At 73.1% G+C, this 24,675-nt stretch carries 24 protein-coding genes; 7 read left to right on the top strand and 17 right to left on the bottom strand.

Annotation, left to right across the window (positions count from 1 at the left end; all coding sequences use genetic code 11):
- Nucleotides 1-69: 69 nt before the first annotated feature.
- From ACIBEA_RS17400 to ACIBEA_RS17410, 3 genes are read right to left on the bottom strand one after another with little or no spacing between them, the layout of a single operon-like run.
- Nucleotides 70-846: a DUF3710 domain-containing protein gene (locus ACIBEA_RS17400; RefSeq protein ID WP_399261701.1), complete on the bottom strand. Its 777-nt coding sequence runs from the start codon at nucleotides 844-846 to the stop codon at nucleotides 70-72.
- A gap of 1 nt (nucleotide 847) precedes the next feature.
- Entirely contained in the window at nucleotides 848-1,384 is a 537-nt protein-coding gene (gene dut, locus ACIBEA_RS17405; protein WP_399261703.1) for a dUTP diphosphatase, read from the bottom strand.
- The gene (locus tag ACIBEA_RS17410) at nucleotides 1,384-1,968 is read right to left on the bottom strand and encodes a PaaI family thioesterase (protein WP_399261705.1); all 585 of its coding nucleotides are present in this window, start codon (nucleotides 1,966-1,968) and stop codon (nucleotides 1,384-1,386) included. The genes dut and ACIBEA_RS17410 overlap by 1 nt, the downstream gene beginning before the upstream one ends.
- A gap of 58 nt (nucleotides 1,969-2,026) precedes the next feature.
- Between ACIBEA_RS17410 and ACIBEA_RS17415 the strand changes: the two genes are divergently transcribed.
- Nucleotides 2,027-2,482, top strand: a complete 456-nt coding sequence (locus tag ACIBEA_RS17415; protein WP_399261707.1) for a DUF3093 domain-containing protein — start codon at nucleotides 2,027-2,029, stop codon at nucleotides 2,480-2,482.
- An 82-nt stretch (nucleotides 2,483-2,564) separates the two neighbouring features.
- On the opposite strand, the gene ACIBEA_RS17420 is transcribed toward ACIBEA_RS17415, so the two are convergent.
- The 4 genes from ACIBEA_RS17420 to ACIBEA_RS17435 all read right to left on the bottom strand — a co-directional run bounded on the left by ACIBEA_RS17420 (nucleotide 2,565) and on the right by ACIBEA_RS17435 (nucleotide 6,083).
- The gene (locus ACIBEA_RS17420; RefSeq protein WP_399261709.1) at nucleotides 2,565-3,485 is read right to left on the bottom strand and encodes a hypothetical protein; all 921 of its coding nucleotides are present in this window, start codon (nucleotides 3,483-3,485) and stop codon (nucleotides 2,565-2,567) included.
- An 11-nt stretch (nucleotides 3,486-3,496) separates the two neighbouring features.
- Entirely contained in the window at nucleotides 3,497-3,793 is a 297-nt protein-coding gene (locus ACIBEA_RS17425) for a DUF4193 domain-containing protein (protein WP_283449648.1), read from the bottom strand.
- Nucleotides 3,794-4,176: 383 nt separating this feature from the next.
- Nucleotides 4,177-5,424, bottom strand: coding sequence for a sensor histidine kinase (locus ACIBEA_RS17430; protein ID WP_399261711.1), 1,248 nt, complete (start codon nucleotides 5,422-5,424; stop codon nucleotides 4,177-4,179).
- A gap of 5 nt (nucleotides 5,425-5,429) precedes the next feature.
- A complete protein-coding gene (locus ACIBEA_RS17435) occupies nucleotides 5,430-6,083 on the bottom strand; it encodes a response regulator transcription factor (RefSeq protein WP_399261713.1) in 654 nt (217 codons plus the stop codon).
- Nucleotides 6,084-6,330: 247 nt separating this feature from the next.
- On the opposite strand from ACIBEA_RS17435, the gene ACIBEA_RS17440 reads away from it, so the two are divergent.
- Nucleotides 6,331-6,510 (top strand): hypothetical protein, encoded by a 180-nt coding sequence (locus ACIBEA_RS17440; protein WP_399261715.1) that lies wholly within the window; start codon nucleotides 6,331-6,333, stop codon nucleotides 6,508-6,510.
- Between the two features lie 151 nt (nucleotides 6,511-6,661).
- On the opposite strand, the gene ACIBEA_RS17445 is transcribed toward ACIBEA_RS17440, so the two are convergent.
- Nucleotides 6,662-7,468: an inositol monophosphatase family protein gene (locus tag ACIBEA_RS17445; protein WP_399261717.1), complete on the bottom strand. Its 807-nt coding sequence runs from the start codon at nucleotides 7,466-7,468 to the stop codon at nucleotides 6,662-6,664.
- Nucleotides 7,469-7,478: 10 nt separating this feature from the next.
- Nucleotides 7,479-8,666: a ferrochelatase gene (locus tag ACIBEA_RS17450; RefSeq protein WP_399261719.1), complete on the bottom strand. Its 1,188-nt coding sequence runs from the start codon at nucleotides 8,664-8,666 to the stop codon at nucleotides 7,479-7,481.
- Nucleotides 8,667-8,837: 171 nt separating this feature from the next.
- Here ACIBEA_RS17450 and ACIBEA_RS17455 point away from each other — a divergent pair, with 171 nt between their 5' ends.
- A complete protein-coding gene (locus ACIBEA_RS17455) occupies nucleotides 8,838-10,121 on the top strand; it encodes an MFS transporter (protein WP_399261721.1) in 1,284 nt (427 codons plus the stop codon).
- Nucleotides 10,042-11,400, top strand: a complete 1,359-nt coding sequence (locus ACIBEA_RS17460) for a D-arabinono-1,4-lactone oxidase (RefSeq protein WP_399261722.1) — start codon at nucleotides 10,042-10,044, stop codon at nucleotides 11,398-11,400. The genes ACIBEA_RS17455 and ACIBEA_RS17460 overlap by 80 nt, the downstream gene beginning before the upstream one ends.
- Before the next feature lie 7 nt (nucleotides 11,401-11,407).
- Here ACIBEA_RS17460 and ACIBEA_RS17465 read toward each other — a convergent pair whose 3' ends face one another.
- Complete coding sequence (locus ACIBEA_RS17465; protein ID WP_399261724.1) at nucleotides 11,408-12,373, bottom strand: hypothetical protein; 966 nt, start codon at nucleotides 12,371-12,373, stop codon at nucleotides 11,408-11,410.
- A 528-nt stretch (nucleotides 12,374-12,901) separates the two neighbouring features.
- Between ACIBEA_RS17465 and sepH the strand changes: the two genes are divergently transcribed.
- A complete protein-coding gene (gene sepH / locus ACIBEA_RS17470; protein WP_399261727.1) occupies nucleotides 12,902-13,939 on the top strand; it encodes a septation protein SepH in 1,038 nt (345 codons plus the stop codon).
- A gap of 657 nt (nucleotides 13,940-14,596) precedes the next feature.
- Here the strand turns inward: sepH and ACIBEA_RS17475 are convergent.
- A complete protein-coding gene (locus ACIBEA_RS17475; protein ID WP_399261729.1) occupies nucleotides 14,597-15,463 on the bottom strand; it encodes a sulfurtransferase in 867 nt (288 codons plus the stop codon).
- Nucleotides 15,464-15,646: 183 nt separating this feature from the next.
- Between ACIBEA_RS17475 and ACIBEA_RS17480 the strand changes: the two genes are divergently transcribed.
- Entirely contained in the window at nucleotides 15,647-16,435 is a 789-nt protein-coding gene (locus ACIBEA_RS17480) for a VOC family protein (protein ID WP_399261731.1), read from the top strand.
- On the opposite strand, the gene ACIBEA_RS17485 is transcribed toward ACIBEA_RS17480, so the two are convergent.
- The 5 genes from ACIBEA_RS17485 to ACIBEA_RS17505 all read right to left on the bottom strand — a co-directional run bounded on the left by ACIBEA_RS17485 (nucleotide 16,401) and on the right by ACIBEA_RS17505 (nucleotide 23,156).
- Complete coding sequence (locus ACIBEA_RS17485; RefSeq protein WP_399261733.1) at nucleotides 16,401-17,108, bottom strand: hypothetical protein; 708 nt, start codon at nucleotides 17,106-17,108, stop codon at nucleotides 16,401-16,403. The two genes, ACIBEA_RS17480 and ACIBEA_RS17485, sit on opposite strands and share 35 nt — an antisense overlap.
- A gap of 340 nt (nucleotides 17,109-17,448) precedes the next feature.
- Nucleotides 17,449-18,099, bottom strand: coding sequence for a thymidine kinase (locus tag ACIBEA_RS17490; protein WP_399261735.1), 651 nt, complete (start codon nucleotides 18,097-18,099; stop codon nucleotides 17,449-17,451).
- A 95-nt stretch (nucleotides 18,100-18,194) separates the two neighbouring features.
- On the bottom strand, nucleotides 18,195-19,400 hold the full coding sequence (locus tag ACIBEA_RS17495) for an alkaline phosphatase family protein (RefSeq protein ID WP_399261736.1): 1,206 nt from the start codon (nucleotides 19,398-19,400) through the stop codon (nucleotides 18,195-18,197).
- Nucleotides 19,400-20,008, bottom strand: coding sequence for a DUF5998 family protein (locus ACIBEA_RS17500; protein ID WP_354381428.1), 609 nt, complete (start codon nucleotides 20,006-20,008; stop codon nucleotides 19,400-19,402). Before ACIBEA_RS17500 ends, ACIBEA_RS17495 begins: the two co-directional genes overlap by 1 nt.
- Before the next feature lie 58 nt (nucleotides 20,009-20,066).
- The gene (locus tag ACIBEA_RS17505) at nucleotides 20,067-23,156 is read right to left on the bottom strand and encodes a GNAT family N-acetyltransferase (RefSeq protein ID WP_399261738.1); all 3,090 of its coding nucleotides are present in this window, start codon (nucleotides 23,154-23,156) and stop codon (nucleotides 20,067-20,069) included.
- Nucleotides 23,157-23,410: 254 nt separating this feature from the next.
- Here ACIBEA_RS17505 and ACIBEA_RS17510 point away from each other — a divergent pair, with 254 nt between their 5' ends.
- Nucleotides 23,411-23,692, top strand: coding sequence for an HPr family phosphocarrier protein (locus ACIBEA_RS17510; protein ID WP_351049747.1), 282 nt, complete (start codon nucleotides 23,411-23,413; stop codon nucleotides 23,690-23,692).
- Nucleotides 23,693-23,859: 167 nt separating this feature from the next.
- Here the strand turns inward: ACIBEA_RS17510 and ACIBEA_RS17515 are convergent, their stop codons facing one another.
- Complete coding sequence (locus ACIBEA_RS17515) at nucleotides 23,860-24,525, bottom strand: GntR family transcriptional regulator (protein ID WP_399261740.1); 666 nt, start codon at nucleotides 24,523-24,525, stop codon at nucleotides 23,860-23,862.
- Nucleotides 24,526-24,675: the final 150 nt, after the last annotated feature.

Genomic DNA, 24,675 nt, shown 5'->3' on the forward strand with positions numbered 1-24,675 from the left:
CCCGGGAACGGCCGTGGGCCGCACCCCGCAAGGGTGCGGCCCACGGCCGTGAACGCGTCTGCCAGGTGCTCAGCGGACCTCGGTGATCTCCGGTCCGCGCTCCAGCTGGCCCATGCCGCCGGAGAAGCGCGAGCCCTCCTGCTCCTCCGTCTGCACGCCGTCCGGCACCATCTGGGCGTCGTTCGGCAGCTTCAGGACGATCGGGTCGCGCGGGGCCATCGGGCCCTCACCGCGCACCACGACGGTGTCGCGGAAGATCTGCTCCAGCACCCCGGCGGCCTCGGGGCGCACCGCGCCCTGGCCGGAAATCACACCGCGCAGGAACCAGCGCGGACCGTCGACGCCGACGAAGCGGACCAGCTGGGCGCCGGTCTGGCCGTCCGGCAGCGGAACCGGGACCTGCGCGCGCAGCTCCCAGCCCAGCGGGCCCTGGACCTCGTCGATGATGCCGCCCTGGGCGGTGATGCCCGCGCCGATCTCCTCGCGGACCTCGCCCCAGATGCCTTCCTTCTTGGGCGCCGCGAAGGCCTGCAGCTGCACCGCGCTGTCGTGCAGCACGACGGTCGCGGCGACGATCGCGTCCCCGGCGACCTCGACGCGCAGTTCCATGCCCTCGACACCCGGTACGAGGATGCCGCCGAGGTCGACCCGGCCCTCGGCGGGAGCCGAGACCTCGGAGTCGTCCCAGGGGCCGTCCGGACGCGGGGCCGGCGGCAGGTTCAGCCTGCGCGGCTCGCTCGCGGCGGAGTCGTCGGCGACGTCCTGGCCCTCGGCCCCGATGCCGTCGACCTGCTCGGCCGCGCTCCCGTCATTGACGGATTCGTTCTTCTTGCGACGTCCGAACACGTCACTGTCCTTCCCGGTCGGTTACGACCGAAGCGTAGCCATTCCCACCCTGCTGACCAGCGCCGGTTCCGGCCACAGCCGCATGACCACCGGTGGAGCCGAAACCCCCCTCGGCCCGCGCCGAGCCGGGAAGTTCCGCCACCTCGTGGAAGCGCACCCTCTCGACCCGCTGGACAACCAGCTGGGCAATGCGGTCGAAACGCTCGAACCGTACGCTCTCGCGCGGGTCGAGATTGACCACGATCACCTTGATTTCCCCACGGTACCCGGCATCCACCGTCCCCGGGGCATTCACGAGGGCGAGCCCGCAGCGTGCGGCCAGCCCGGAGCGCGGGTGCACGAAGGCGGCGTAGCCGTCGGGCAGCGCGATGGACACGCCGGTGGGCAGCACGGCCCGCTCGCCGGGAGCCAGTTCCGCGGCCTGCGTGGTGACGAGGTCGCAGCCCGCGTCACCGGGGTGACCGTAGGCGGGCAGGGGCACCTCGGGGTCGACGCGGCGGATCAGCACGTCGACGGGCGCGAAGGAGTTCTGGGACATCAGGGGTTCACCTCGAAGGCGCGGGCGCGCTTGGCCTGGTCCGGGTCGGCCATCGCCGCCCGGATCTCCTCGGGTCGTCCGTTGTCGATGAAGTGATCGACCTTGACCTCGATGAACAGGGCCTCGGCACGGACCGCGACCGGACCCTGCGGGCCGCCTATCCGACCGACGGCCGTGGAGTAGATCTTCCGTCCCGCGACGGCCGTGACCTCGGCCTCCAGGTACAGCACCGTGTCCACGGGCACGGGCCGCGCGAAGTCGGTCTCCAGCCGCCCGGTCACCGCGATCACGCGCAGCAGCCAGTTCAGGGAGCCGAGGGTCTCGTCGAGCGCCGTGGCGAGCACGCCGCCGTGGGCCAGGCCCGGGGCGCCCTGGTGGGCGGGCTTGACGGTGAACTCGGCGGTGACCCGCACGCCCTCGCCGGCCCTGGCCTCCAGGTGGAGCCCGTGGGGCTGCCCTCCGCCACAGCCGAAACAGTGCTCGTAGTGCGCGCCGAGGAGCTCGCCGGGTGCCGGGGCATCGGGGTGCCGCACCGGCGCCGTGGCATCGGCGGGAGGTGTCAACGCTGTGTTTCGTCCACTCACAGGCGCAGACCTTACCCGCGCCACCGGCCACGGGTCGCCCCGTGCCAAGCTTGGAGACATGCAGCTCTCCCCCGCGCACCACGACGAACGACTGACCGCCCCCCGCGCCTGGTGGGCCATCTCCGTATTGCTGGGTCTGTCGTGCGCGCTGATGTTGCTGCCACTGGGCACCCTGCCGCTGTTGGCGGGGCTGGTCGGCGGAACGGCGCTGGCCGGGGCGTGGGTGAGCTCGTACGGGTCCGCACGCGTCCGCGTGGTGAACGGTGCGCTGAGCATCGGGGACGCGCGGATCCCGGTCTCGGCCCTGGGCGAACCCGAGGTGCTGGACGCCGAGGAGGCGCTCGCCTGGCGGACGTACAAGGCCCATGACCGCGCCTTCATGCTGATGCGCAGCTACGTGCCGACGGCGGTCCGCGTGGAGGTCACCGACCCCGCGGACCCGACGCCGTACGTGTACGTCTCGACGCGGGAGCCGGAAGCACTGGCGGCGGCCCTGCGAGCGGCCCGCTCCTAGGGGGCGGGGGCCGCCCGGCGCGACCCACCGGGTCGCCTCGGTCGCCTCGATCGGCACGGGGATCCCGGTGGTCCCGGGCGCCTCAGCCGTGCGGTCGTTCCCCAGGGCCCTCAAGGGCGGCCCTGGTGGCCTCGGGAAGGGGCTGGAGGGGCTGCTCCAGGGGCGGCAGCTGCGCGAGCGCGCTCCAGGGCACGGCACGGCTCCGCAGGTCACTGCGGACCTTCTCGGCGAGTTTGCGGGTGTCGCGGCGGTTCATCACCGCGCCGACGGCCGCACCGACCATGAAGGGCATGAGGTTCGGCAGGTTCCGCACCATCCGCTTCATGATCTGCTGGCGCAGCTCGCGCTTCATCTGGCCGCCGAGGGCGGCATTGAGCGTGGTGGGCCGGGAGAGGTCCACGCCCCGCTCCTCCGTCCACGCCGTGAGGTAGCCGAGGCTGCGCTCCTTGAGCGTGCCGGGCGGCCGCAGGCCGTAGACCTCGTGGAGCTCGGCGATCAGTTTGAACTCGATCGCCGCGACGCCGGTGATCTCCGCGGCCAGTTCCGCCGGCATGGCGGGCGGCACGGGCAGCATCGCCGCCGCACCGATCCCCGCGCCGACGGTCGAGCTGGCGTTGGCGGCGCCCGCGATCAGCTTGTCGGCAAGCTGATCGGGACCCAGGTCCGGGAACTGCGCGCGCAGTGTCGCGAGGTCCCGCACCGGAACGCGCGGGGCGTTCTCGATGATCCGGTCGGTGATGAAGAGGGCCGCGGCCCTGACTCCCTCACCGCCCTTGCGCACCCCGTTCCTGACGGCATGCAGCCGACGGGCCGTGGCGGCTCGCCGCGGCTCTTCGGCAGCCTCCGTGGCCGAGGGCTCAAGTCCTCCGGCCCCGGAGGGCAAGGCGGGCACGCCGGGCGCTTCGGGACCCGTTGCCGGGTCCGTGGCTCCCTCGTGCGTTTCCACCGGATCATCATGCTGTTTTCGCAGGCGGAGCCTGCGAAAAGGCGTCGAGCCCGTCACGGCCGACGCTCCTAGTCGCAGTCGCGACAGATCGGCTGGCCGTTCTTCTCCCGCGCCAGCTGGCTGCGGTGGTGCACCAGGAAGCAGTTGGTGCAGGTGAACTCGTCGGCCTGCTTGGGCAGGACCCGGACGGCCAGCTCCTCGTTGGAGAGGTCCGCACCGGGGAGCTCCATGCCCTCCGCAGCGTCGAAGTCGTCGACGTCGACGGTCGAGGACGACTTCTCGTTACGACGAGCCTTCAGCTCTTCGATGCTGTCGTTGTCGACGTCGTCGTCCGTCTTGCGTGGGGTGTCGTAGTCCGTTGCCATTTTTCGCTCTCCCCCTCTGGGATTTAGCGGTGTCTCAGCGCACGTAACGCGCGAGAGGCCGGACTTGTGCCCGACCTGAGGCGGAGATTTTGCCTCACATCAAGGTCTGTTACTCAATCGACACCCAGCTGCTCGCCATGGGCGGCGTTCAGCTGGGATGACGACCGGGACCGTACACGGTCCGGGGGTCGCCGCGCACAAGCGCCACCCCGTGTATTTCCCGCCATCAGGGGGGCCGGAAACCCGGACTTCCCGGGCTTTCCGGCCGCCCCAGGGGTCACCGAACGTACAGGGACCCCCACCCGGCACTGTGATCGATCACACAGAAACCACCCCCGTGGCCGCTCTTCCATTCAGCCAAGAGCGAACATGGGCATGAAGTCTCAGATCGGCAAAGTGACACGCATCACGAGGCCACCGCCCTCGCGCGGCTCCGCATGGATGCGGCCGCCGTGCGCCCGGGCGACCGAGCGCGCGATGGAAAGGCCGAGTCCGACCCCCTTGTCGCTGCCCGTGCGCTCGGTGCGCAGCCGACGGAACGGCTCGAAGAGGTTGTCGATCTCGTACGCGGGAACCACGGGACCCGTGTTCGATACCAGGAGCACCGCCTGGCCGTGCTGCACCTCGGTGGTGACCTCGACCCAGCCGCCCTCCGGCACGTTGTACCGGACGGCGTTCTGCACCAGGTTGAGGGCGATCCGCTCCAGGAGCACGCCGTTGCCCTGTACGACCGCCAGCGCGCGCTCGCCGCGGATCTCCACGCCCTTGCCCGCAGCCTCGACGCGCGCCTGGTCCAGGGCCCGGGAAGCGACCTCCGCGAGGTCCACCGGCTTGCGCTCGATGATCTGGTTGTCGCTGCGGGCGAGCAGCAGCAGGCCCTCGACGAGCTGCTCGCTGCGCTCGTTGGTGGCCAGCAGCGTCCTGCCGAGCTGTTGCAGCTCCACCGGCGCTCCCGGATCGGAGAGGTGCACCTCCAGCAGGGTCCGGTTGATCGCGAGCGGGGTCCTCAGTTCGTGCGAGGCGTTGGCGACGAAGCGTTGCTGGGCGGTGAACGCCCGCTCCAACCGGTCGAGCATCTCGTCGAAGGTGTCGGCCAGCTCCTTCAGCTCGTCGTCGGGCCCGTCGAGCTCGATCCGCCGGGTCAGGTCCGAGCCGACCACGCGCCGCGCGGTCCGGGTGATCTTGCCGAGCGGCGACAGCACCCGGCCGGCCATCGCGTAGCCGAAGGCGAACGCGATGATGCTGAGGCCCAGCAGGGCCATGAGCGAACGGCTGAGCAGGTCGTCCAGCGCGTGCTTGCGCTGGACGTTGACGCACTCGGTGATCACCTGGTTGAAGCGGTCGAGCGACTGCTCGATCGACTGCACGCCGGGACAGGTGCTGCTGGAGACCTCGACCTTCGTCCCGCCCACGATCTTGAACGGGAGGCCGTTGCCCTCCCGCAGGGCCTGGGCGGCCAGCAGGTAGATGATCGACAGCAGCAGGATGCCCGCGATCAGGAACATGCCGCCGTAGAGCAGCGTGAGGCGTATGCGGATCGTCGGCCTGAGCCAAGGGAAGGGACCCTCGGGCTGGCCGGGGTCCCAGGTCGGTTTCGGTGGCGCCGATGGCGGCGCCGGAGACGAGGCCATCCTCATCAGATCCGGTATCCGGAGCCCGGCACGGTCACGATGACAGGCGGCTCGCCGAGCTTGCGGCGCAGCGTCATGACGGTCACGCGCACGACGTTGGTGAAGGGATCGGTGTTCTCGTCCCAGGCCTTCTCCAGCAGCTGCTCCGCGGACACCACGGTGCCCTCGCTGCGCATCAGGACCTCCAGCACCGCGAACTCCTTCGGCGCCAGCTGCACCTCCTTGCCCTCGCGGAACACCTCGCGCCGGTTCGGGTCCAGCTTGATGCCGGCCCGCTCCAGGACGGGCGGCAGCGCGACGGTCGTACGCCGACCCAGCGCGCGCACCCGGGCGGTCAGCTCCGCGAACGCGAACGGCTTGGGCAGGTAGTCGTCGGCGCCCAGTTCCAGGCCCTCGACCCGGTCGCTGACGTCGCCCGAGGCGGTCAGCATGAGCACCCGGGTGGGCATGCCCAGCTCGACGATCTTGCGGCAGACGTCGTCGCCGTGCACGAGCGGGAGGTCCCGGTCCAGCACCACGACGTCGTAGTCGTTCACACCGACGCGCTCAAGGGCGGCCGCGCCGTCGTACACGACGTCCACCGCCATGGCCTCGCGGCGCAGTCCGGTGGCCACCGCATCGGCGAGCAGCTGCTCGTCCTCGACGACGAGTACGCGCACGTCGTTTCCTTCCTCCGAGCCCTTCAGGGCACACGTGTGTTGCGTCGTCCATCCTGCCCCTTTCAGCCGTAAACCGGCTGTAAGGCGCCCCTGAGCCGCTCCGGCGGGGGATGACCGGGGATTCCCCGGCCTGACGAGGTTTCTGCGCCCAGGGTGCCGGGGAGGACGTCAGCACACCCCGATCACTCCATGCCAGTGGCGCGCCTCGTGCTCGCCGCCGCCGACCCACGAAGAAGGGGCGTATCCCATGGACGCATTCACCGCGGGTCTCCTGCAGCGCATCAGGAGCACGCAGACGGACCTCAGGCAGGCCCGCGAGGCCGGCGACGACTTCCTCGCGGAAGTCGAGCAGGCCGAGCTGGAAGACCTCCAGCGCCTCGCCGCCGAACACGGCGTGCAGGTACAGGTCTCCGCCTCCGCCGCCTGACCGACCCCCCGGCCCACCGGCCCGGGGCTCCGCCCCGGCCCTCGACCCGCACCCCCTTCCGACCGTCCCGTCCGGCCCCGGCGCGCCCCGCGCCGGGGCCGGACGGCGTTCAGTCGGCACGGTTCGGCCGGCGGGGCTCAGTCGCCGGCGTTCAGTCGTGCCACGCCCCCGCCGCGTCGAGCAGCGGCTGGAGCGAGGCGAACACGGCCGGCGATCCGGCCACGACCAGTTCCCCGGAGGCCGGCTGCCCCGGGCGGCCGCCCGTCAGGGCCCCCGCCTCGCGGGCGATCAGGTCCCCCGCCGCCAGGTCCCAGGGGTTCAGCCCGCGCTCGTAGTAGGCGTCGAGCCGCCCCGCGGCGACGTCGCAGAGGTCCAGCGCGGCCGACCCGGCCCGCCGGATGTCCCGGACCAGCGGCACGATCTGCCGGGCCACCTCCGCCTGGTGCGCGCGCCGCGTCTGGACGTACGCGAACCCGGTCGCCACCAGGGCCTGGTCCAGCGGCGCGGCCGGCCGGCACGACAGTCGGGCGCCGCCCGTCCAGGCCCCGCCGCCCCGCACCGCGTGGTAGGTCTCGCCCCGCATCGGCGCCGCCACCACGCCCACGACGGTCTCGCCCCGGTACTCGGCGGCGATCGAGACCCCCCAGCTGGGCAGGCCGTAGAGGTAGTTCACGGTGCCGTCCAGCGGGTCCACGACCCACCGGACCCCACTGGTGCCGGGCGTGTCCGCGCCCTCCTCGCCGAGGATCCCGTCCGCGGGCCGGCGCTCCGCGAGGAGGCCGGTGATCAGCTTCTCCGCCGCGATGTCCATCTCGGTGACGACGTCGATCGGGCTGGACTTGGTCGCGGCCACCGCCAGGTCGGCCGGGCGGCCGTCCTTCAGGAGTGCGCCGGCGCGCCGGGCGGCCTCCAGGGCCAGCTCCAGCAGTTCGTCGAGGTCGAGCAGGAGGTCGGTCACAACAGGCTCCTCACGCGTCCGCGTACGGACTGTCGGCGCCCGCGGCCGCGGGCCGGGGCGCGCGCGCCGGGCAGCAGCCCACCGCGCACAGGTCGTGGCTCGGTCCGAGCAGTCCGAGCGCGCAGCGCTCCACCGGCTCGCCCCGCTCCGCCGCCGCCCGCTCCAGCACCAGCTCGCGGACGGCCGCCGCGAAGCGCGGATCGGCGCCCACGGTGGCCGACCGGGCCACCGGGAGTCCCAGCTCCGCCGCCTTGGCGGTGGCCTCCGTGTCGAGGTCGTACAGGACCTCCATGTGGTCGGAGACGAAGCCGATGGGCACCATCACCACCGCCGGGGCGCCGGCCCCGTGGAGGGCCTCCAGGTGGTCGCAGATGTCCGGTTCCAGCCAGGGCGTGTGCGGGGCGCCGCTGCGCGACTGGTAGACGAGCTGCCAGGGCCGCTCGACCCCGGTGACGGCCCGGACCGCGTCCGCGATCACGCGGGCGACGTCCAGGTGCTGCTTGACGTACGCGCCGCCCTCGCCGTCCCGCGTGTGGTCCGCGACCGGGCCCGAGGCATCGGCGGCGGAGTCCGGGATGGAGTGGGTGGTGAAGGCCAGGTGGGCGCCCGCGCGGGACTGCGGCGGCAGCGACTCCAGCGCGGCGAGCACCCCGTCGATCATGGGCTGCACGAAGCCCGGGTGGTTGAAGTAGTGCCGCAGCTTGTCCACCCGGGGCCGCTCCAGGCCCTCCGCTTCGACCTTGGCGAGCGCGTCTGCGAGGTTCTCGCGGTACTGCCGGCACCCGGAGTACGAGGCGTACGCGCTGGTGGCGAGCACCGCGACGCGGCGGCGCCCGTCGACGGCGATCTCATGCAGCACGTCATCCAGGTACGGCGCCCAGTTCCGGTTGCCCCAGTAGACCGGCAGGTCCAGTCCGTGCTCGGCGAAGTCCTCGCGCAGCGCGTCGAGCAGCTCGCGGTTCTGCCCGTTGATCGGGCTGACCCCGCCGAAGCCGAAGTAGTGCTTGCCGACCTCCTTCAGCCGCTCGCGCGGGATGCCGCGTCCGCGGGTGACGTTCTCCAGGAAGGGCACCACGTCGTCCGGGCCCTCCGGGCCGCCGAAGGACAGCAGCAGCAGGGCGTCGTAGGGCGCGGCGGGGCCGGCGGGCGCGGGCCCGGTACCGGTGGGGCGGGCGGCGGCGGGGTGCTGGTCTGACATGCCTCGAATCCTGCCACCCGCCCTCGGCGCCCGGGAAACGACCTCGCCCGCCGGCCCCGCCGCACCGCGCAGGTAAGGTCAGCCTAAGTTGCCCCTTTTGATTCCCCCTGCGGGTACCGCACCAACGGTCGTAACCTGTATGGGCCACCGACGTCCCTTACGGAGGGCCCCTTGCCCAGTCCCTACCGCGCGATCTTCGCCGCCCCCGGCAGCAAGGGGTTCAGCGCTGCCGGCTTCATAGGCAGGATGCCGCTGTCCATGGTGGGCGTCGGCATCCTCACGATGATCTCCGAGATCACCGGGCGGTACGGGCTCGCAAGCGCGCTCACCGGCACCCTCGCCCTCTCCGCCGCCGCGGTCGGACCCCAGGTCTCCAAACTGGTCGACCGGCACGGCCAGCGCCGGGTGCTGCGCCCCGCCACCCTCTTCGCGGTCGTCGCCGTGACCGGGCTGCTGCTGGCCGCGGCGAACGGCTGGCCGGACTGGACCCTCTTCGTCTTCTCCGCCCTCGCGGGCTGCGTGCCGAGCGTGGGTTCGATGATCCGCGCCCGCTGGACGGTGATCTACCGGGACACCCCGAGCCTGCACACCGCGTACTCCTTCGAGTCCGTGGTCGACGAGATCTGCTTCATCTTCGGCCCGATCATCGCCATCGGCCTGTCCACCACCTGGTTCCCGGAGGCGGGCCCGCTGCTCGCCGCGGTCTGCCTGCTGGTGGGCGTGTGGTGGCTGACGGCGCAGCGCGCCACCGAGCCCGAGCCGCACCCGTACGACGAGCACGCCGACCGGACCTCCGCCCTGCGCTCCCCCGGACTCCAGGTGCTGATGGGCACCTTCGTCGCGACGGGGGCGATCTTCGGTTCGATCGACGTGGCCACCCTGGCCTTCGCGGACGAGCGGGGGCACAAGCCCCTCGCCAGCGTGATCCTGGCCGTCTGGGCGCTCGGTTCCTGCCTCGCGGGCATCACCTTCGGCCTGCTGCACCTCAAGGGCAAGGCCGAACGCAGGTGGGTGCTGGGCATTTGTGCGATGGCCGTGAGTATGATCCCCCTCCTACTGGCCGGGAACCTTCCGTTTCTGGCCGTGGCGCTCTTCGTTTCGGGTCTCGCCATCGCTCCCACGATGATCACCACGATGGCCCTGATCGAGGCGCACGTACCGCGCGCGAAGCTGACCGAGGGAATGACCTGGATCAGCACCGGACTCGCGGTCGGTGTCGCGGTCGGCTCCTCCGTGGCCGGCTGGGTCATCGACGCCTCCGGGGCGCGCAGCGGCTACGTCGTCTCCATCGCGGCGGGGGGCGCCGCGGCGGCGGTGGCGTTCGCGGGTTACCGCCGGCTGACGAGGCCGGCGCAAGGGGAGGAGCCCTCTAGCGATGGCGGACACACCGACGGCGCGGACAGCAGGCAAGAGCGGGCCGGGCAGCAGCACGGTACCGACCGCAGCGTGGCGTAACTGGGCGGGCAACGTCCGCGCGACACCCGCCCGTGTCGTGACCCCGACCTCGGTCGGGGAGCTCCAGGAGGCGGTCCGCCGGGCCGCCTCGGACGGCCTTCGGGTGAAGGCGGTCGGCACCGGCCACTCCTTCACCTCGGCCGCCGCCACCGACGGCGTCCTGATCCGCCCGCAGGCCCTGACCGGGATCCGGGAGATCGACCGGGCCGCCGGCACGGTCACGGTGGCGGCCGGCACGGCCCTCAAGGACCTCAACCTCGCCCTGGCGCGGGAGGGCCTCTCGCTCACCAACATGGGCGACATCATGGAGCAGACCGTCTCCGGGGCGACCAGCACCGGCACCCACGGCACCGGCCGGGACTCCGCCTCGCTCTCCGCGCAGATCCGCGCGCTGGAGCTGGTCACGGCGGACGGTCGCCTGCTGACCTGCTCGGAGAAGGAGAATCCGGAGATACTCGCCGCCGCCCGGCTCGGCATCGGCGCGCTGGGCGTCCTCACCTCGCTCACCTTCGCCGTGGAGCCGCTGTTCTTCCTGACGGCCCGCGAGGAGCCGATGCTCTTCGACCGGGTGACCTCCGAGTTCGAGCAGCACTTCGCGGAGAACGAGCACTTCGAGTTCTACTGGTTCCCGCACACCGGCAACTGCAACACCAAGCGCAACAACCGCAGCCAGGGCCCCGCCGCCCCGCCCGGCGCGGTCAGCGCCTGGGTCGAGGACGAGTTGCTCTCCAACGGGATCTTCCAGGCCGTCAACTCCCTGGGCCGCGCGGTCCCCGCGGCGATACCCGGCATCGCCCGGATCGCCAGTCGCGCCCTGTCGGCGCGCACCTACACCGACATCCCGTACAAGGTGTACACGAGCCCCCGCCGGGTGCGCTTCGTCGAGATGGAGTACGCCCTTCCGCGCGAGCGCGTCGTGGAGGCGCTGCGGGAGCTGAAGGCGATGGTCGACCGCTCCGGTCTGCGGATCAGCTTCCCGGTGGAGGTGCGCACGGCCCCGGCGGACGACATCCCCCTGTCGACCGCCTCGGGCCGCGACAGCGCGTACATCGCGGTGCACATGTACAAGGGCACGCCCTACCACGCCTACTTCACCGCCGCCGAGCAGATCTTCACGGCGCACGGCGGGCGTCCGCACTGGGGCAAGGTGCACACGCGGGACGCGGAGTACTTCTCGCGGGTCTACCCGCGCTTCGGGGAGTTCACCGCGCTCCGGGACCGACTGGACCCGGAGCGGGTGTTCGCCAACGACTACCTGCGGCGCGTACTGGGCGACTGACCCGGGGTCAGGAGGGGTTCGCCCCGTCCGTGCCGCCCCGCGGCGTGGACTTCTCCGGGCTCGGCGTGGACTTGGAGGGCGTCGGGGTCGGCGTCGGGTCCTTGGACCGCGAGGGGTCGGGGCTCGGCGACGGGCCGGTGGAGTGCGAGGGGCTCGGGTCGGGGCTGGGGCCCTGACCCCCGTGGGACCGGGACGGGCTCGGCGAACTCCCGGCCCCGGGGCTCTCGTCGTGCCGGCGCTCCCCGGCGCCCGGGCTGCGCTGCCCGTCCGGGGGCGCGGGCGCGTCCTGCTTCTTGTCGCCGCTCCCGGAGCCGCTGGTCACCGCGGTGTACAGGGGCCGGTCGGAGACCGAGTTGCCGGAGAGCGCCTCGTACGCCGCGATGCCGCCCAGCGAGATGGCGAAGGCGGTGCCGGCGGCGACCGCCGTGCGCTTCCAGCCACGGACCCGGGTGCCGTGGACGGTCCCCCCGGTGAACTCCTCGTCCGGCGGGGCCCCCGGGCCGACGGCGGGCATGACGGTGGTGGGTGCGCCGGCGGGCCCGACGGCCGGCATCACGGTGGTGGGCACCCCGCCCGGTCCGGCCGCGGGCATCACGGTGGTGGCGTCGCCGTCACCGACCGCTCCGCCCACGGGTCCGGGACCGCGCCCGTCGCCCGCCCCGCCGTAGGCGTCCCCGTCCAGGACGGGGACCTGCCGGGCACGGGGCCGGGCGGTCTCGCGCAACTGGTCGCCGGTGCGCCGGAAGAGATGGCCGATCACCGGGCCGCCCGCGGTGGCGACCACGCTGACCACGCCCGCGCCCAGGATCGTCCCGTACACGCCGAGCTGCGACGCGAGGAGCGCGGCCGCGACGGTGGCCAGGGAGGAACCCGCCACCTGAGCCGCACTCAGATCCAACTTCTTCTTCTCCGGCGGCTCCACACCCCCGATCGACTCCAGCGTCTCCATGCCCCGCGTCGTCTTGTGACCCATCCCCATCCTCTGCGTGCCCGGACCCCGTCCGTTTCAGTGCTTCCAGCAGTTACTGACACCTGAGCGAAACGGATAGTTCCATTTCTGGTGATTCTGTGAAGCAAGACACCTGAAAACGCGCGGAGGTCCAGGCACGTACGGAAGTACGGCCTTTCAACTCCCCCCGCCCTGGACAAGTTCGGCGGCGCGGCGGTCCACCCGCATGGCCCGAATGGAGTACTGTGGCGAGCCCTGGGGCCGTCCTTCCTTTCGGATGTCCGGACTCGGGAGAGGGGGCCGGCAGGTGCAGAATCGGCGCTCGAAACCGGCAATGCCACGGAATCTCACGGATTCCTGATGCGCAGAGTGACTGACCGGTCACTGTGTGTGGCCAACAGGTAACCGTGCCATAACGGCGATCAAGGGCGCATGCCCGACACGCCGGATGAACTCGGCAAGGTTGTGGCAGGCTGCACCCGGGCAGGCCACACTCGACTAGCGGAAGCAGCGACGCACGTGACGTCGGCAGGCACCACCCGGGAGGTCCCCATGCCCGAACTGCGTGTCGTGGCCGTCTCCAATGACGGCACACGACTGGTGCTCAAAGCTGCGGACAGCACGGAGTACACCCTTCCGATCGATGAGCGGCTGCGGGCAGCCGTGCGCAACGACCGCGCGCGCCTGAACCAGATCGAGATCGAGGTGGAGAGCCACCTTCGCCCCCGCGACATCCAGGCCCGGATACGAGCCGGTGCCTCCGCGGAGGAGGTCGCTCAACTCGCGGGCATCCCCGTCGACCGGGTACGCCGCTTCGAGGGCCCCGTGCTCGCGGAGCGCGCGTTCATGGCCGAGCGGGCCCGGAAGACCTCCGTGCGACGTCCCGGCGAGAACACGAACACCGGACCCCAGCTCGGCGAGGCCGTGCAGGAGCGGCTGACGCTGCGCGGGGCCGACAAGGAATCCGTCCAGTGGGACTCCTGGCGCCGCGACGACGGCACCTGGGAGGTCCTGCTGGTCTACCGGGTGGCGGCCGAACCGCACTCCGCGAGCTGGACCTACGATCCTCCGCGCCGCCTGGTCGTGGCCGTGGACGACGAGGCCCGCTCGCTGATCGGCGAGTCGGACGACCTGCCGGCGACGCCGGAGCCGAGCTTCCCCTTCGTGCCGAGGATCGCGCGGCTGCCGCGGGACCGGCCGCTGGACCGCGCCCTGGACCGGCAGCTGGAGCGGCCCGCGCCGCCGCCCCCGCCGGAGCCGGAGGAGGAGCGGGACTCGCTCACCAGCCTGTTGGAGGCGGTGCCGAGCTTCCGGGGCGACCTGGTCGTGCCGGAGCGTCCGTCCGCCGTCGAACCGCCGGAGCCGGACGAGCCGGTGACGGAGCAACCGCCCGCCGCCTCGGCGAGCACGGGTGCGGGGGCCGCGTACGCGGACGTCCTGATGCCGCGGACCGTGGCGGGGCACCGGGACCGGCTGACGGGCACGACGGACCGCCAGGCGGAGGCCGACGGCGTCCGGCCCGGCCGCCGCGCCGCCGTCCCGAGCTGGGACGAGATCGTCTTCGGCACCCGCCGCAAGAAGCAGGAGTAGCCCCCCGCCTCAATCGCCGCCGGAGGCTCGATGGGCCCCGACCGCGGCTCATCGAGCCTCCGGCGGCGGGGGGGTGATCGAGCCCCGACCGTCCGGGCCCGGAGCCCCTCGCGGCCCGGCCGCCCGCGGCACGCCGGGCCACCGGCGGCGCCTCAAACGCCGGCGGGGCTGGGACGGACCCCGACCGTCCGGGCCCGGAGCCCCTCGCGGCCCGGCCGCCCGCGGCACGCCGGGCCACCGGCGGCGCCTCAAACGCCGGCGAGGCTTGATGGGCCAGGATCCCTCGGGCCCCGACCCATCCAAGCCCCGCCACGATGAGGCAGCGCCCACCAAGCCTCGTCCCCATGAGCCACACAGCCGGGCCGCACCCAATCAAGCCCCGCCGGCGATTGAGGCGCCGCCGGAGGCAGGACGGCGCACAGCCGGGGCGCACCCGATCGAGCCCCACCCGAGGCGGGCCGACGCGCAGCCGGGGCGCGCCGAATCAAGCCCCGCCGGCGATTGAGGCGCCGCCGGAGGCAGGACGGCGCACAGCCAGGCCGCACCGCGAGCGCCCACCCGGGGCGCGCTCACCGGGCCCCGCCGGCGTCCGCGGCGCAGCCGGGACGCACCCGACCGAGCCCCGCCGGGGGCAGGACGGCGCCGGTCCCGGCGGGGTTACTGGGGGGTCGGGCCCGTGGCCACCGGGCGGGCGGGGTCCGCGGACCACTGCGACCAGCTGCCGGCGTAGAGCGCGGCCCCGATCCCCGCCACCTCAAGCGCCAGCACCTCGTGCGCCCCGGACACCCCCGACCCGCAGTACACGCCGACCGCCACCCCCTCCTCGGCCGCGCCCAACCCCGCGAACCGCGCCCGCAACGCATCCGGCTCCAGGAACAGCCCGTTCGGCCCCACGTTCTCCGAGGTCGGCGCCGACAGCGCCCCCGGAATGTGCCCCCCGACCCGGTCGATCGGCTCGACGTCACCCCGGTAGCGCTCCCCCGCCCGCGCGTCCAGCAGCACTCCGGCCCTGGCCAGCGCCGCCGCCCCGTCGGCGTCCAGCAGCCCCGGCCCGCTCTCCGCACCCGGGTTTGGCTTGAAATCACCCTCCATCGGCGCCGACTCCTCGGCCGTCACCGCACCCCCGGCCGCCGTCCACGCGTCCAGTCCCCCGTCCAGCACCCGGACGTCGCCGTGACCCGTCCAGCGCAACAGCCACCACGCACGGGCGGCGGCCCAGCCCTGACCTCCGTCGTACACGACCACCGGCGTCCCGGCCGAGACCCCGGCCCGCCGCATCACCGCTCCGAAGGCCTCCGGGTCCGGGAGCGGGTGCCGCCCGCCCGACCCCGCGGGACCTGCGAGTTCTTGATCGAGATCGACGTACACCGCACCGGGCAGGTGCCCGGACGCGTAGGCATCGCGCAGCCGGGGGCCACCGAGCTGCCACCGCACGTCGAGGAGGACCGGTGGCCGATCCCCCGCCAGTTCGGCCATCAATGCGGACGCGGAGAGGATCGCGGAGTTCACGGGCTTCACAGTCATGCGGGCCATCCTCCTCCCCACCCGGTCGGACCACGTAACAAGCCGGACATCGACGGGCCGTGGTGTTTCGGTCATCTCTGCCGCAGCACCCGGAAAAGCGGCCCGGTCGGGGCGCGCAAGCGTGCCGCGGATGGAAACATCAGCCCCGACACGGGGCGCGGTACGACGGAGGAGAAACCTGACATGACCGAGGCAGCGGGAGCGACGCGGCGCACTCCCGGCACACCGTGCTGGGTGAGCCTGATGGTGCACAGCCTCGGAACCACCGAGGACTTCTACGCCGACCTGTTCGGCTGGGAGTACGCCCCGGGACCGGCGCAGCTCGGACCGTACGTCCGGGCGCTGCTGGACGGCCACGAGGTGGCGGGCATGGGCGAGATGCCGCCGGACCGTCAGCTCCCGGTGGCCTGGACGACGTACCTCGCCACGGACGACGCCGACGCGACGGCGGAGGCCATCCGCGCCTGCGGCGGCACCGTCGCGGTCGGGCCGCTCGACGCGGGCGCCGCCGGCCGGGTCGCGATCTGCTCGGACCCGGCGGGCGCGATCTTCGGCATCTGGCAGGCCGAGGGCCACATGGGCGCCGGGACGGCCGGCGGCCCCGGTACGCCGATGTGGAACGAGCTGATCACCCAGGAGACGCTGACCGTCGGCAAGTTCTACGAGACGGTCTTCGGTCACGACGGCGAGGCCGCGGACGAACCCGACCTCGACCGCCTGACCCTGCACCTGCACGGACGCCCGGTCGCCTCGGTGCACGGCGTCGGCCGTGCGCTGCCCCACGAGCGCGGCGCGCATTGGATGACCTTCTTCGAGGTCGCCGACCCCGACGCGGCAGTGCTGCGGGTGGTGGAGCTGGGCGGCCGGGTGCTCGACGCACCGCACGACGCACCGCTCGGCCGGCTCGCGCTGGTCGCGGACCCGGAGGGCGCGGTCTTCAGCCTCGTCCGGCGGGGCGCGTCCGCGAGCTGACCCCGGGCGCGGTCCTCCCCAGGGCGGCGCGCAGGGTGATCCCGTACCGCACCCGCAAGCGGCGCAACTCCCAGCCGGACAGGGCGGTCACCGACAGCGGCGGCCCGAGCAGGAAGAGGATCCGGACCGGGATCGGGGCGTCGACGGGCCCGTCGTCGAAGACCTGTACGACGGCCAGCCCCCACACCAGGACGGGTGAGATCAGCGGCGGCAGCACTTCGTGGACGTCTGCCGTGCGGAAGGCGTGGTGCACGGCGAGCGCGGCCGACGCGAGGGTGAAGGGGATGGAGAAGAGCGCGAGGAACCCGAGGATCGGGGCCAGCAGCATGCCGAGCGCGCCGGCCCCGAACATCGTGTTCACCAGCCCCTGTTGGAGCACTCCGGCCCAGAACACCAGGGCGCTGGCGAGGAGCACGCCCAGCGAGATCAGCGGCCCGCGCAGCCTGCGCCGGTAGAAGGCCGGGCCGGGCGGCCGGGCGGAGCACACGAACGCACCGATCATGAGCGGGGCGAGCACCAACAACAGGCCCGCGCTGATGATCAGTTCGACCAGCCGCTCCTCCAGCAGGCCCTTGGCCGAATCCTTGACCGGGTAGGAGTAGAGCAGCCAGAACGTGGCGAACAGCCCGATGAGCGAACGGGCGATCTGGGCCCGTTCGATGGCCTGGTCCACGAGCCGGTCGGGTCGGGTGGGCCGGTGGACCCGCCCCGCAAGGTGGAACGGCAGCAGCAGGAAGCCGACGCACCCCCGCCGCCGCCCGCCAACGGGTCTGCCGTCGTTACCTTGCCCCTGCCTCTGTCCCTGTCCCTGTCCACCCGCGTACGCGCTCACGCGTCCCCCGCCCCCCGTGCCGTGATGATCACCGCATGATAGGTCGGCCTCGGCGAGCGGGGCTGGATCCTGCTCTTCCTGGAGTTCCGGCTCGACGCGGCCCCGGTGGCGGTCGCGCACCAGAAACGCGTGGCAAGGATTCCGCTGCGAGCTCCGTTGCGCCCTCCGCCGCGACGGACCGTCAGACCTGGTTGACCGGGAGGACGTCCGGGGAGAGCGCGCCCGCGTGGGCCGCGGCCGAGGTCATGCGCTTGCGGTGGTGGCGGCGGCAGAGGACTTCGTAACCGATCGCCTCGGCCGGGCGGTTCACGTCCCCGACGACGACCTGGGCTCCCTCGACCACCATCTCACCGGCGACCGTGCGGGCGTTGTGCGTGGCGCGCGCCCCGCACCAGCACAGGGCCTCCACCTGGAGCTGTTCGACCCGGTCCGCCAGCTCGATCAGCCGCTGCGAGCCGGGGAACAGCTTGGTCCGGAAGTCCGTGGTGATGCCGAAGGCGAAGACGTCCATGTCGAGGTCGTCGACGATCCGGGCCAGCTGGTCGATCTGCTCCGGCGCCAGGAACTGGGCCTCGTCCACGATCACGTAGTCCGCCTTGCCGCCCTTGGAGAGCTGGGCGACCACGTAGGCGTACAGGTCCATGCCCTCGGAGGCCTCGACCGCTTCCGTCACCAGCCCGAGGCGGGAGGACAGCTTGCCCTCGCCCGCGCGGTCGTCGCGCGTGAAGATCACGCCCTGGAGCCCCCGGGCCGAACGGTTGTGCCCGATCTGGAGCGCCAGCGTGCTCTTCCCGCAGTCCATGGTTCCGGAGAAAAAAGCCAGCTCGGGCATGCGAAGTACGGGACCTTTCGAGAGCGGGAGGGCGAGGGGGGCGGGAGAGCCGGAAGGCGGGAGGCGCAGCAGGACGGCCGGGGTGGCCGGGACCGCTAGGGCGTACGCACTTCGAGCAGCGGGACGAGCTGCTCGGCCGCGGTCATCGAACCGTGCATGCCCGCGAGCGCGGACTCGTTCGGCTCGGTCCGGGACGCGGTGATGGCGACCTGCGCGTGGGCCGCGGCGACGACGTCCCCGATCCGCCCGAGCACCCGCTCGTCGCAGGCTCCGGGAGCGCCGAACCAGCCCAGCTCCAGCGCCTCCTCACGGCTCGCGATCCAGAACCGGTCGCCGAGCACCTCGCGCCACACGGTCAGTACGTCGGCCTGCGCGCCCGGAACGGCGTACACGTGCCGGGCGCGGCCCTCGCCGCCGAGCAGGGCCACGCCCGCGCCCAGCTCCCAGTCCTCGTCGTAGTCGATGCGCGCGTCCTCGTCGAAGGGGATGTCGACCATCCCGTGGTCGGCGGTGACGTAGAGCGCGGAGCGCGGCGGGAGCTGCTCGGCCAGGCGCTGGACGAGCCGGTCGACGTACATCAGCTGGCCGCGCCAGGCGTCGGAGTCGACTCCGAAGCGGTGCCCGGCGCCGTCCAGTTCGCTGTAGTACGTGTAGACGAGCGAGCGGTCGCCGGCGGCCAGGCGCAGAGCCGCGAGGTCCATCCGGTCCTCGCCGGTGATCCGGCCGTGGAAGCTGCCGCCGCTCAGCGCGATCTTGGTGAGCGGGGTGTGCTGGAAGTCCGGGGAGGACACCTGCGAGGTGGCGACCCCGGCGGCGTCGGCCAGCTGGAAGACGGTCGGGTACGGCTGCCAGGTCTTCGGCTGGGTCCAGGGCTTCCAGCGCAGCTGGTTCATCAGCTCGCCGGTCGCCGGGTTGCGCACGGCGTAGCCCGGCAGGCCGTGCACGGCGGGCGGCAGCCCGGTGCCGACGGAGGCCAGCGAGGTCGCGGTCGTCGCCGGGAAGCCCGCGGTGATCGGGCGGCCGGTGCCACCGCGCGAGCTGCCCAGGAGCGAGGTCAGGAAGGGGGCCTCGGCGGGGTGCGCCTTGATCTGCTCCCAGCCGAGCCCGTCGATCAGGAAGACACAGTTGCGGTCGGCCGGGGTCAGCTCGGCGATCCCCGCGGTGAGCCCGGGAACGCCCTGGCCGGCCGCCAGGGTCGGCAGCAGATCGGCGAGCGAGCCGCTGCCGTACTGCGGAACGGGCGCGCCGGAGAGGTCCAGCAGCTCCGGCTCCTGCCAGTTCTGCTGCGCGGAGTACGTCATCAGCGGGCGGCCTGGGTGGTCGTGGCCGCGGTGGCCTCGCTGAGCGCCTGCGCGAAGGCGAGGGTCTGGCGCACGGCCTCGGGACCGTCACCCGCCTCGCTGACCCGCAGGCTGAGGTCGTCGGCGGTGGAATTGCCGGTGTAGCCGTGGTCGGAGTCGCAGTTCGGGTCGCCGCAGGCGGCGGGCTCCAGGTCGATCCGGGAGACCGCGCCCCACCCGATGGTCAGGACGACCTCGCGGGGCAGCGTGCCCGGAGTGTAGGACTCCGGGTTGGCGACGACGCGGCTGAGCACCACGGAGGAGATCCCGGCGACCTTGACCGACTCGGTCGAGGTGGTCGCGTACGGGGACGGGGACCCGGCGTCGGCGGCCTGCTCGTCGGTGTGGCTCACGATGAACCGGTTGCCGGTCAGGACGAGGACGGTGACGTGCCGACGGACCTCGTTGGAGTCGAAGGTGGTCTCCTGGTGGACCAGGTACGACGAGATCGGCTCGCCGCCCACGGCGGCCTCCACCGCCTCGGCCACGAGGGCCGGGTAGTAGCCGCTGCGCTCGATCGCCGCGCGCAGCCCCTGGGTCGTCGTACCGGATTTCGCCATGAGGTCCATCCTAAGGCCCGTACGGGGCGCCTCGGCCTGCCCGGGCGGGTCCGCTGGCCGACACGGCCTAGTAACTGGGGAGGGTGCGCGGCCCGAGGTCCGTGCGGGCGGGGGGACGGGCGATGCGGAGGGTGGCGCTGAGGACGGAGAGGCCCTCGGTGGCGACCACGACCGGTTCCAGGGAGACGCCGACCACCTCGGGGTGGTCGTCGACCAGCCGGGACAGCCTCAGCAGCAGTTCTTCGAGCGCAGCGGTGTCCACGGGGTCGCTGCCGCGCCAGCCGAAGAGGAGCGGGGCGGTTCGGATCGACCGGATCAGGTCGGCGGCGTCCCGGTCGGTCGCGGGGACCAGGCGGTGGGCGGTGTCGCCGAGGAGTTCGGAGGCGACCCCGGCCAGCCCGAAGGAGAGGACGGCGCCCGCGCCGGGGTCGACGACGGCCCGGACGACCGTGTCCACCCCGCGCGGCGCCATGGCCTGGACGACCGGCAGCAGCTCGGCGGGGCTGCCGAGGGCCTCGGTCAGCTCGGCGTAGGACCGGCGCAGCTCGGCCTCGGTGGTCAGGTCCAGCCGTACGCCGCCCAGGTCGGCGCGGTGGCGCAGGTGCGGGGCGGTGGTCTTGAGCACGACGGGGTAGCCGAGCGCGCGGGCGGCGGCCGCGGCCGCGTCGGGGGTGGACGCGGGGAGGGTCGGCCGCACGCGGATCCCGTAACGGGCGAGCAGCTCCCGGGCCGCGTCGTCGGAGAGGGTCAGCGCGGCGTCGCCCGTGGTCTTGGCGAGGAGGTCGGCCAGCTGGTCGGCCGCGCCGGTCTCGTCGATGTCGTCGAACTCGGGCACGCGGCCGGGGTCGGCGGTGTCCCGGCGCCAGTGCGCGTAGCGGACGGCCTCGGCGAGTGCGCGCACCGCGCGCTCGGCTGCCGGGTACGCGGGCACCCGCCCCCTGCCCTCCGCGGCCGGCCGGCCCCGCTCAAGCGCCGCGGGGGCTGAGGCCAGTCCGCCCCGCTCAAGCGCCGCGGGGGCTGAGGTCTTCGCCTCAAACGCCGGCGAGGCTTGAAGACCCCCCTGCCCGCCGACCACTCCGACCCCCGCAGCACCGAATCCAGCCCCGCCGGCGTTTGAGGCGAAGACCCCAGCCCCCACGGCGCCGATTCCAGCCCCGCCGGCGTTTGAGGCGGACGGGTCAGCCCCGCCGGCGTTTGAGGCGGACGGGTCAGCCCCGCCGGCGTTCGAGGCGGACGGGTCAGCCCCGCCGGCGTTCGAGGCGAGGGGGGCAGCCTCCGCGGCGGTTGAGCGGGCGGCGGACGGGGGCGCCGGCCGCAGGCTCGTGGCCGCGGACAACGCCTCGGCCAACGCCCCCAGCTCCACGTGCACCACGGCCACCGGCTTGCCCGGAACCTCCCGCACCGCCTCCCGGATCGCCACCGCGAGCCCGTCCGTCAGGTCCTGGCGCCCGACGGCCGGGATCGCGGTGACGATCACCGCGTCGTTCGCGTCGGCGGCCAGCGCCGCCACCAGCGCCACCCGGAAGTCCTCCGGGGTCGCCTCCGTCGTGAGGTCCAGCTGGGGCCACGGGCGCAGCCCCTCGGTCAGGCAGGCGTCGTACGTCAGGACGCCCAACGATTCGGAGTTCCCGAGGATCGCCACCCGCGGCCCGCCCGGCAGCGGCTGCGACCCGAGCAGCAGGCCCACGTCCACCAGCTCGGTCACCGTGTCCACCCGGATCACCCCGGCCTGGCGCAGCAGCGCCGAGACGGTGGCGTCGGGCAGCCGGGTGCCGGGGACCGCGTGGCCCGCCGGGGTGACCCCGCTGTGGCGGCCGCCCTTGGCCACGACCACCGGCTTCACGGCCGCCGTGCGCCGGGCGATGCGGGTGAACTTGCGCGGGTTGCCGAGGGTTTCGAGGTACATCAGGGCGACGTCGGTGGCCGGGTCGTCGTACCAGTACTGGAGGATGTCGTTGCCCGAGACGTCCGCCCGGTTGCCCGCCGAGACGAAGGAGGACAGGCTCTCGCCGCGCCGCAGCAGCCCGGCGAGGAGGGCGATGCCGATGGCTCCGGACTGGGTGAACAGGCCGATCCGGCCGACCTCGGGGGTCGGCGCGGGGGCCAGCGAGGCGTTGAGCCGGACCTCCGGCGCGGTGTTGATCACGCCGAAGGCGTTGGGGCCGACGATCCGCATGCCGTAGGTGCGTGCCTGGCGCACCAGTTCGCGCTGGCGCTCCAGCCCCACGGGCCCGCTCTCGCCGTAGCCCGCGGAGAGCACCACGAGTCCCTGCACTCCGTGCTCGCCGCAGTCCGCGACCGCTTCGGGGACCTGTTCGGCGGGGACCGCCAGCACCGCGAGGTCGACGGGCTCGCCGATGGAGCCGAGGGTGCGGTGCGCCCGAACGCCGAGCAGGGTGTCGGAGGTCACGGCCCGGTTGATCGCGTAGAGCGGTCCGTCGAAGCCGCTGTCGCGGAGGTTGCGCAGGGCGGCGGCGCCCACGCCGGTACCGGTGCGGCTGGCGCCGACGACGGCGACGGAGCGGGGGGCGAGCAGGCGCTGGACGGAGCGGGCCTCGGCGCGCTGCTCGCGGGCGCGCTGGACGGCGAGGGACTCCGCGGTCGGTTCGAGGTCGAGGGTGAGGTGGACCGAGCCGTCCTCGAAGGAGCGCTTCTGCTCGTAGCCGACCTCTTTGAAGACCTTGATCATCTTGACGTTGGCGGGCAGCACCTCGGCGGCGAAGCGGCGGATCCCGCGCTCGCGCGCGACCGCCCCGATGTGTTCGAGGAGGGCCGAGGCGACGCCGCGGCCCTGGTGGGCGTCCTGGACGAGGAAGGCGACCTCGGCCTCGTCGGCGGGCCCGGAGGCGGGGCGGCCGTCGGAGCCGATCCGGTCGAAGCGGACGGTCCCGATGAACTCGCCGCCGATCGTGGCCGCGAGGCCGACCCGGTCCACGTAGTCGTGGTGGGTGAAGCGGTGCACGTCCTTGGCGGACAGGCGGGGGTGGGGGGCGAAGAACCGGTAGTACTTCGACTCGTCCGAGACCTGTTCGTAGAAGCTGACCAGGCGGTCCGCGTCCTCGGTGGTGATGGGCCGGATCCGGGCGGTGCCGCCGTCGCGCAGCACGACGTCCGCTTCCCAGTGGGCCGGGTACGAGGGGTCCGACGCGGTGGTCATGGGGCCACCCTAGAGCCTGTCCCGGACGGACGGGGGGCGGGCGGCGGGCGGGCCGACACGGGGGTGCGCCGAGGGTTCGCCGAGGGCTCATCGGCCGGGCCGTGTGCGCGCGGCGCATTAGGCGGGCCGGGGCGAATCAGGGCAAGCTGGGGAGGGTCGAACGGCAGGCTGATTGGGGTCGAAGGTCGGCCGGAGCATTCGGAGTGCCGTGAGAGACTGGTCTAGACAACCGTAAGAACCTGAAGGGCATCACCATGGCAGAGCGCCGCGTCAACGTCGGCTGGGCCGAGGGCCTGCACGCTCGTCCCGCCTCGATCTTCGTCCGGGCGACGACCGCTTCCGGCGTCCCGGTGACGATCTCCAAGGCCGACGGCAACCCGGTCAACGCCGCGTCCATGCTCGCGGTTCTGGGCCTGGGCGCCCAGGGCGGCGAGGAGATCATCCTCGCGTCCGACGCCGAGGGTGCGGACGCCGCGCTCGACCGCCTGGCGAAGCTGGTCGCCGAGGGTCTCGAGGAGCTCCCCGAGACCGTCTGACCCCCGGGTCCGACCCCACGCACCCCACACGGCGGAGCCGTGGCCCCCGCATTCCGGGAGCCACGGCTCCGCTGCTTTTTCGCAGGGTGCGGAATTCCTCGTACCGTAAATAGCGGGCCGTAATCGACCGCAGGAATATCCTCACCGTCCTTCCTATACGGGAATTGTTAAAGCCGGCTGCTCGCCGTGTTTACGGCAGGTTGCGAAGTCCTCACGCGCAGCCGGTGCGCCCCCGCCGCCCGACCGGCGTGCGCCGCGGTGAGCGCGCGCGCCCGCTCCGCGTCGCCGCGCGCCACCGCGTCCACGATCGCGCCGTGCTCCGCCCAGGAGTCCACGGGCCGCGCCGGGGCGTCCACGGCGTACATCCAGGTGATCTTGTGCCGCATCTGGGTCAGCAGCGCGATCAGCCCGGGGCTGTCGGAAGCCTGGGTGAGCGTCTCGTGGAACCACCCCCCGAGCGCCCGCAGATCCTCCCCCTGGCCCCTCCTGGCCCGTTCCTGGCCCAACCTGACCAGCCCGCGCAGCACCTTGAGGTGCGCCTCGCTGCGCCGCCGGGCGGCCCGGGCCGCCGCGAGGGGCTCCAGCAGCGTCCGGACCTCCAGGAGGTCGGCCGCCTCCTGCGCGGTCGGCTCGGCGACGCAGGCGCCCGCGTGCCGGCGCGTGGTGACGAAGCCCTCGGACTCCAGGGTGCGCAGGGCCTCGCGGACGGGGACGCGGGAGACTCCGTAGCGGCGGGCGAGCAGCTCCTCGGTGAGCCGCGCGCCCGGGCCGAAGACCCCGGAGACGATGTCGTCGCGGATCGCCGTACATACCGCGTGCGCGGGAATTCGCAAGACCGGACCTCCACCGAATACCGTTTCCGCAGATTCCATTTCGCGACTCTATTGCAACACGCGATATTTTCCGAGGACGGGCGGAAATGAGCGGCCGGTGGACGATCCCCGTCGCGCGCGCCGCCGCACGACACGAAGGCCCCGGCTCGG

Source organism: Streptomyces sp. NPDC051555 (assembly GCF_044454405.1).
Lineage (GTDB): Bacteria > Actinomycetota > Actinomycetes > Streptomycetales > Streptomycetaceae > Streptomyces.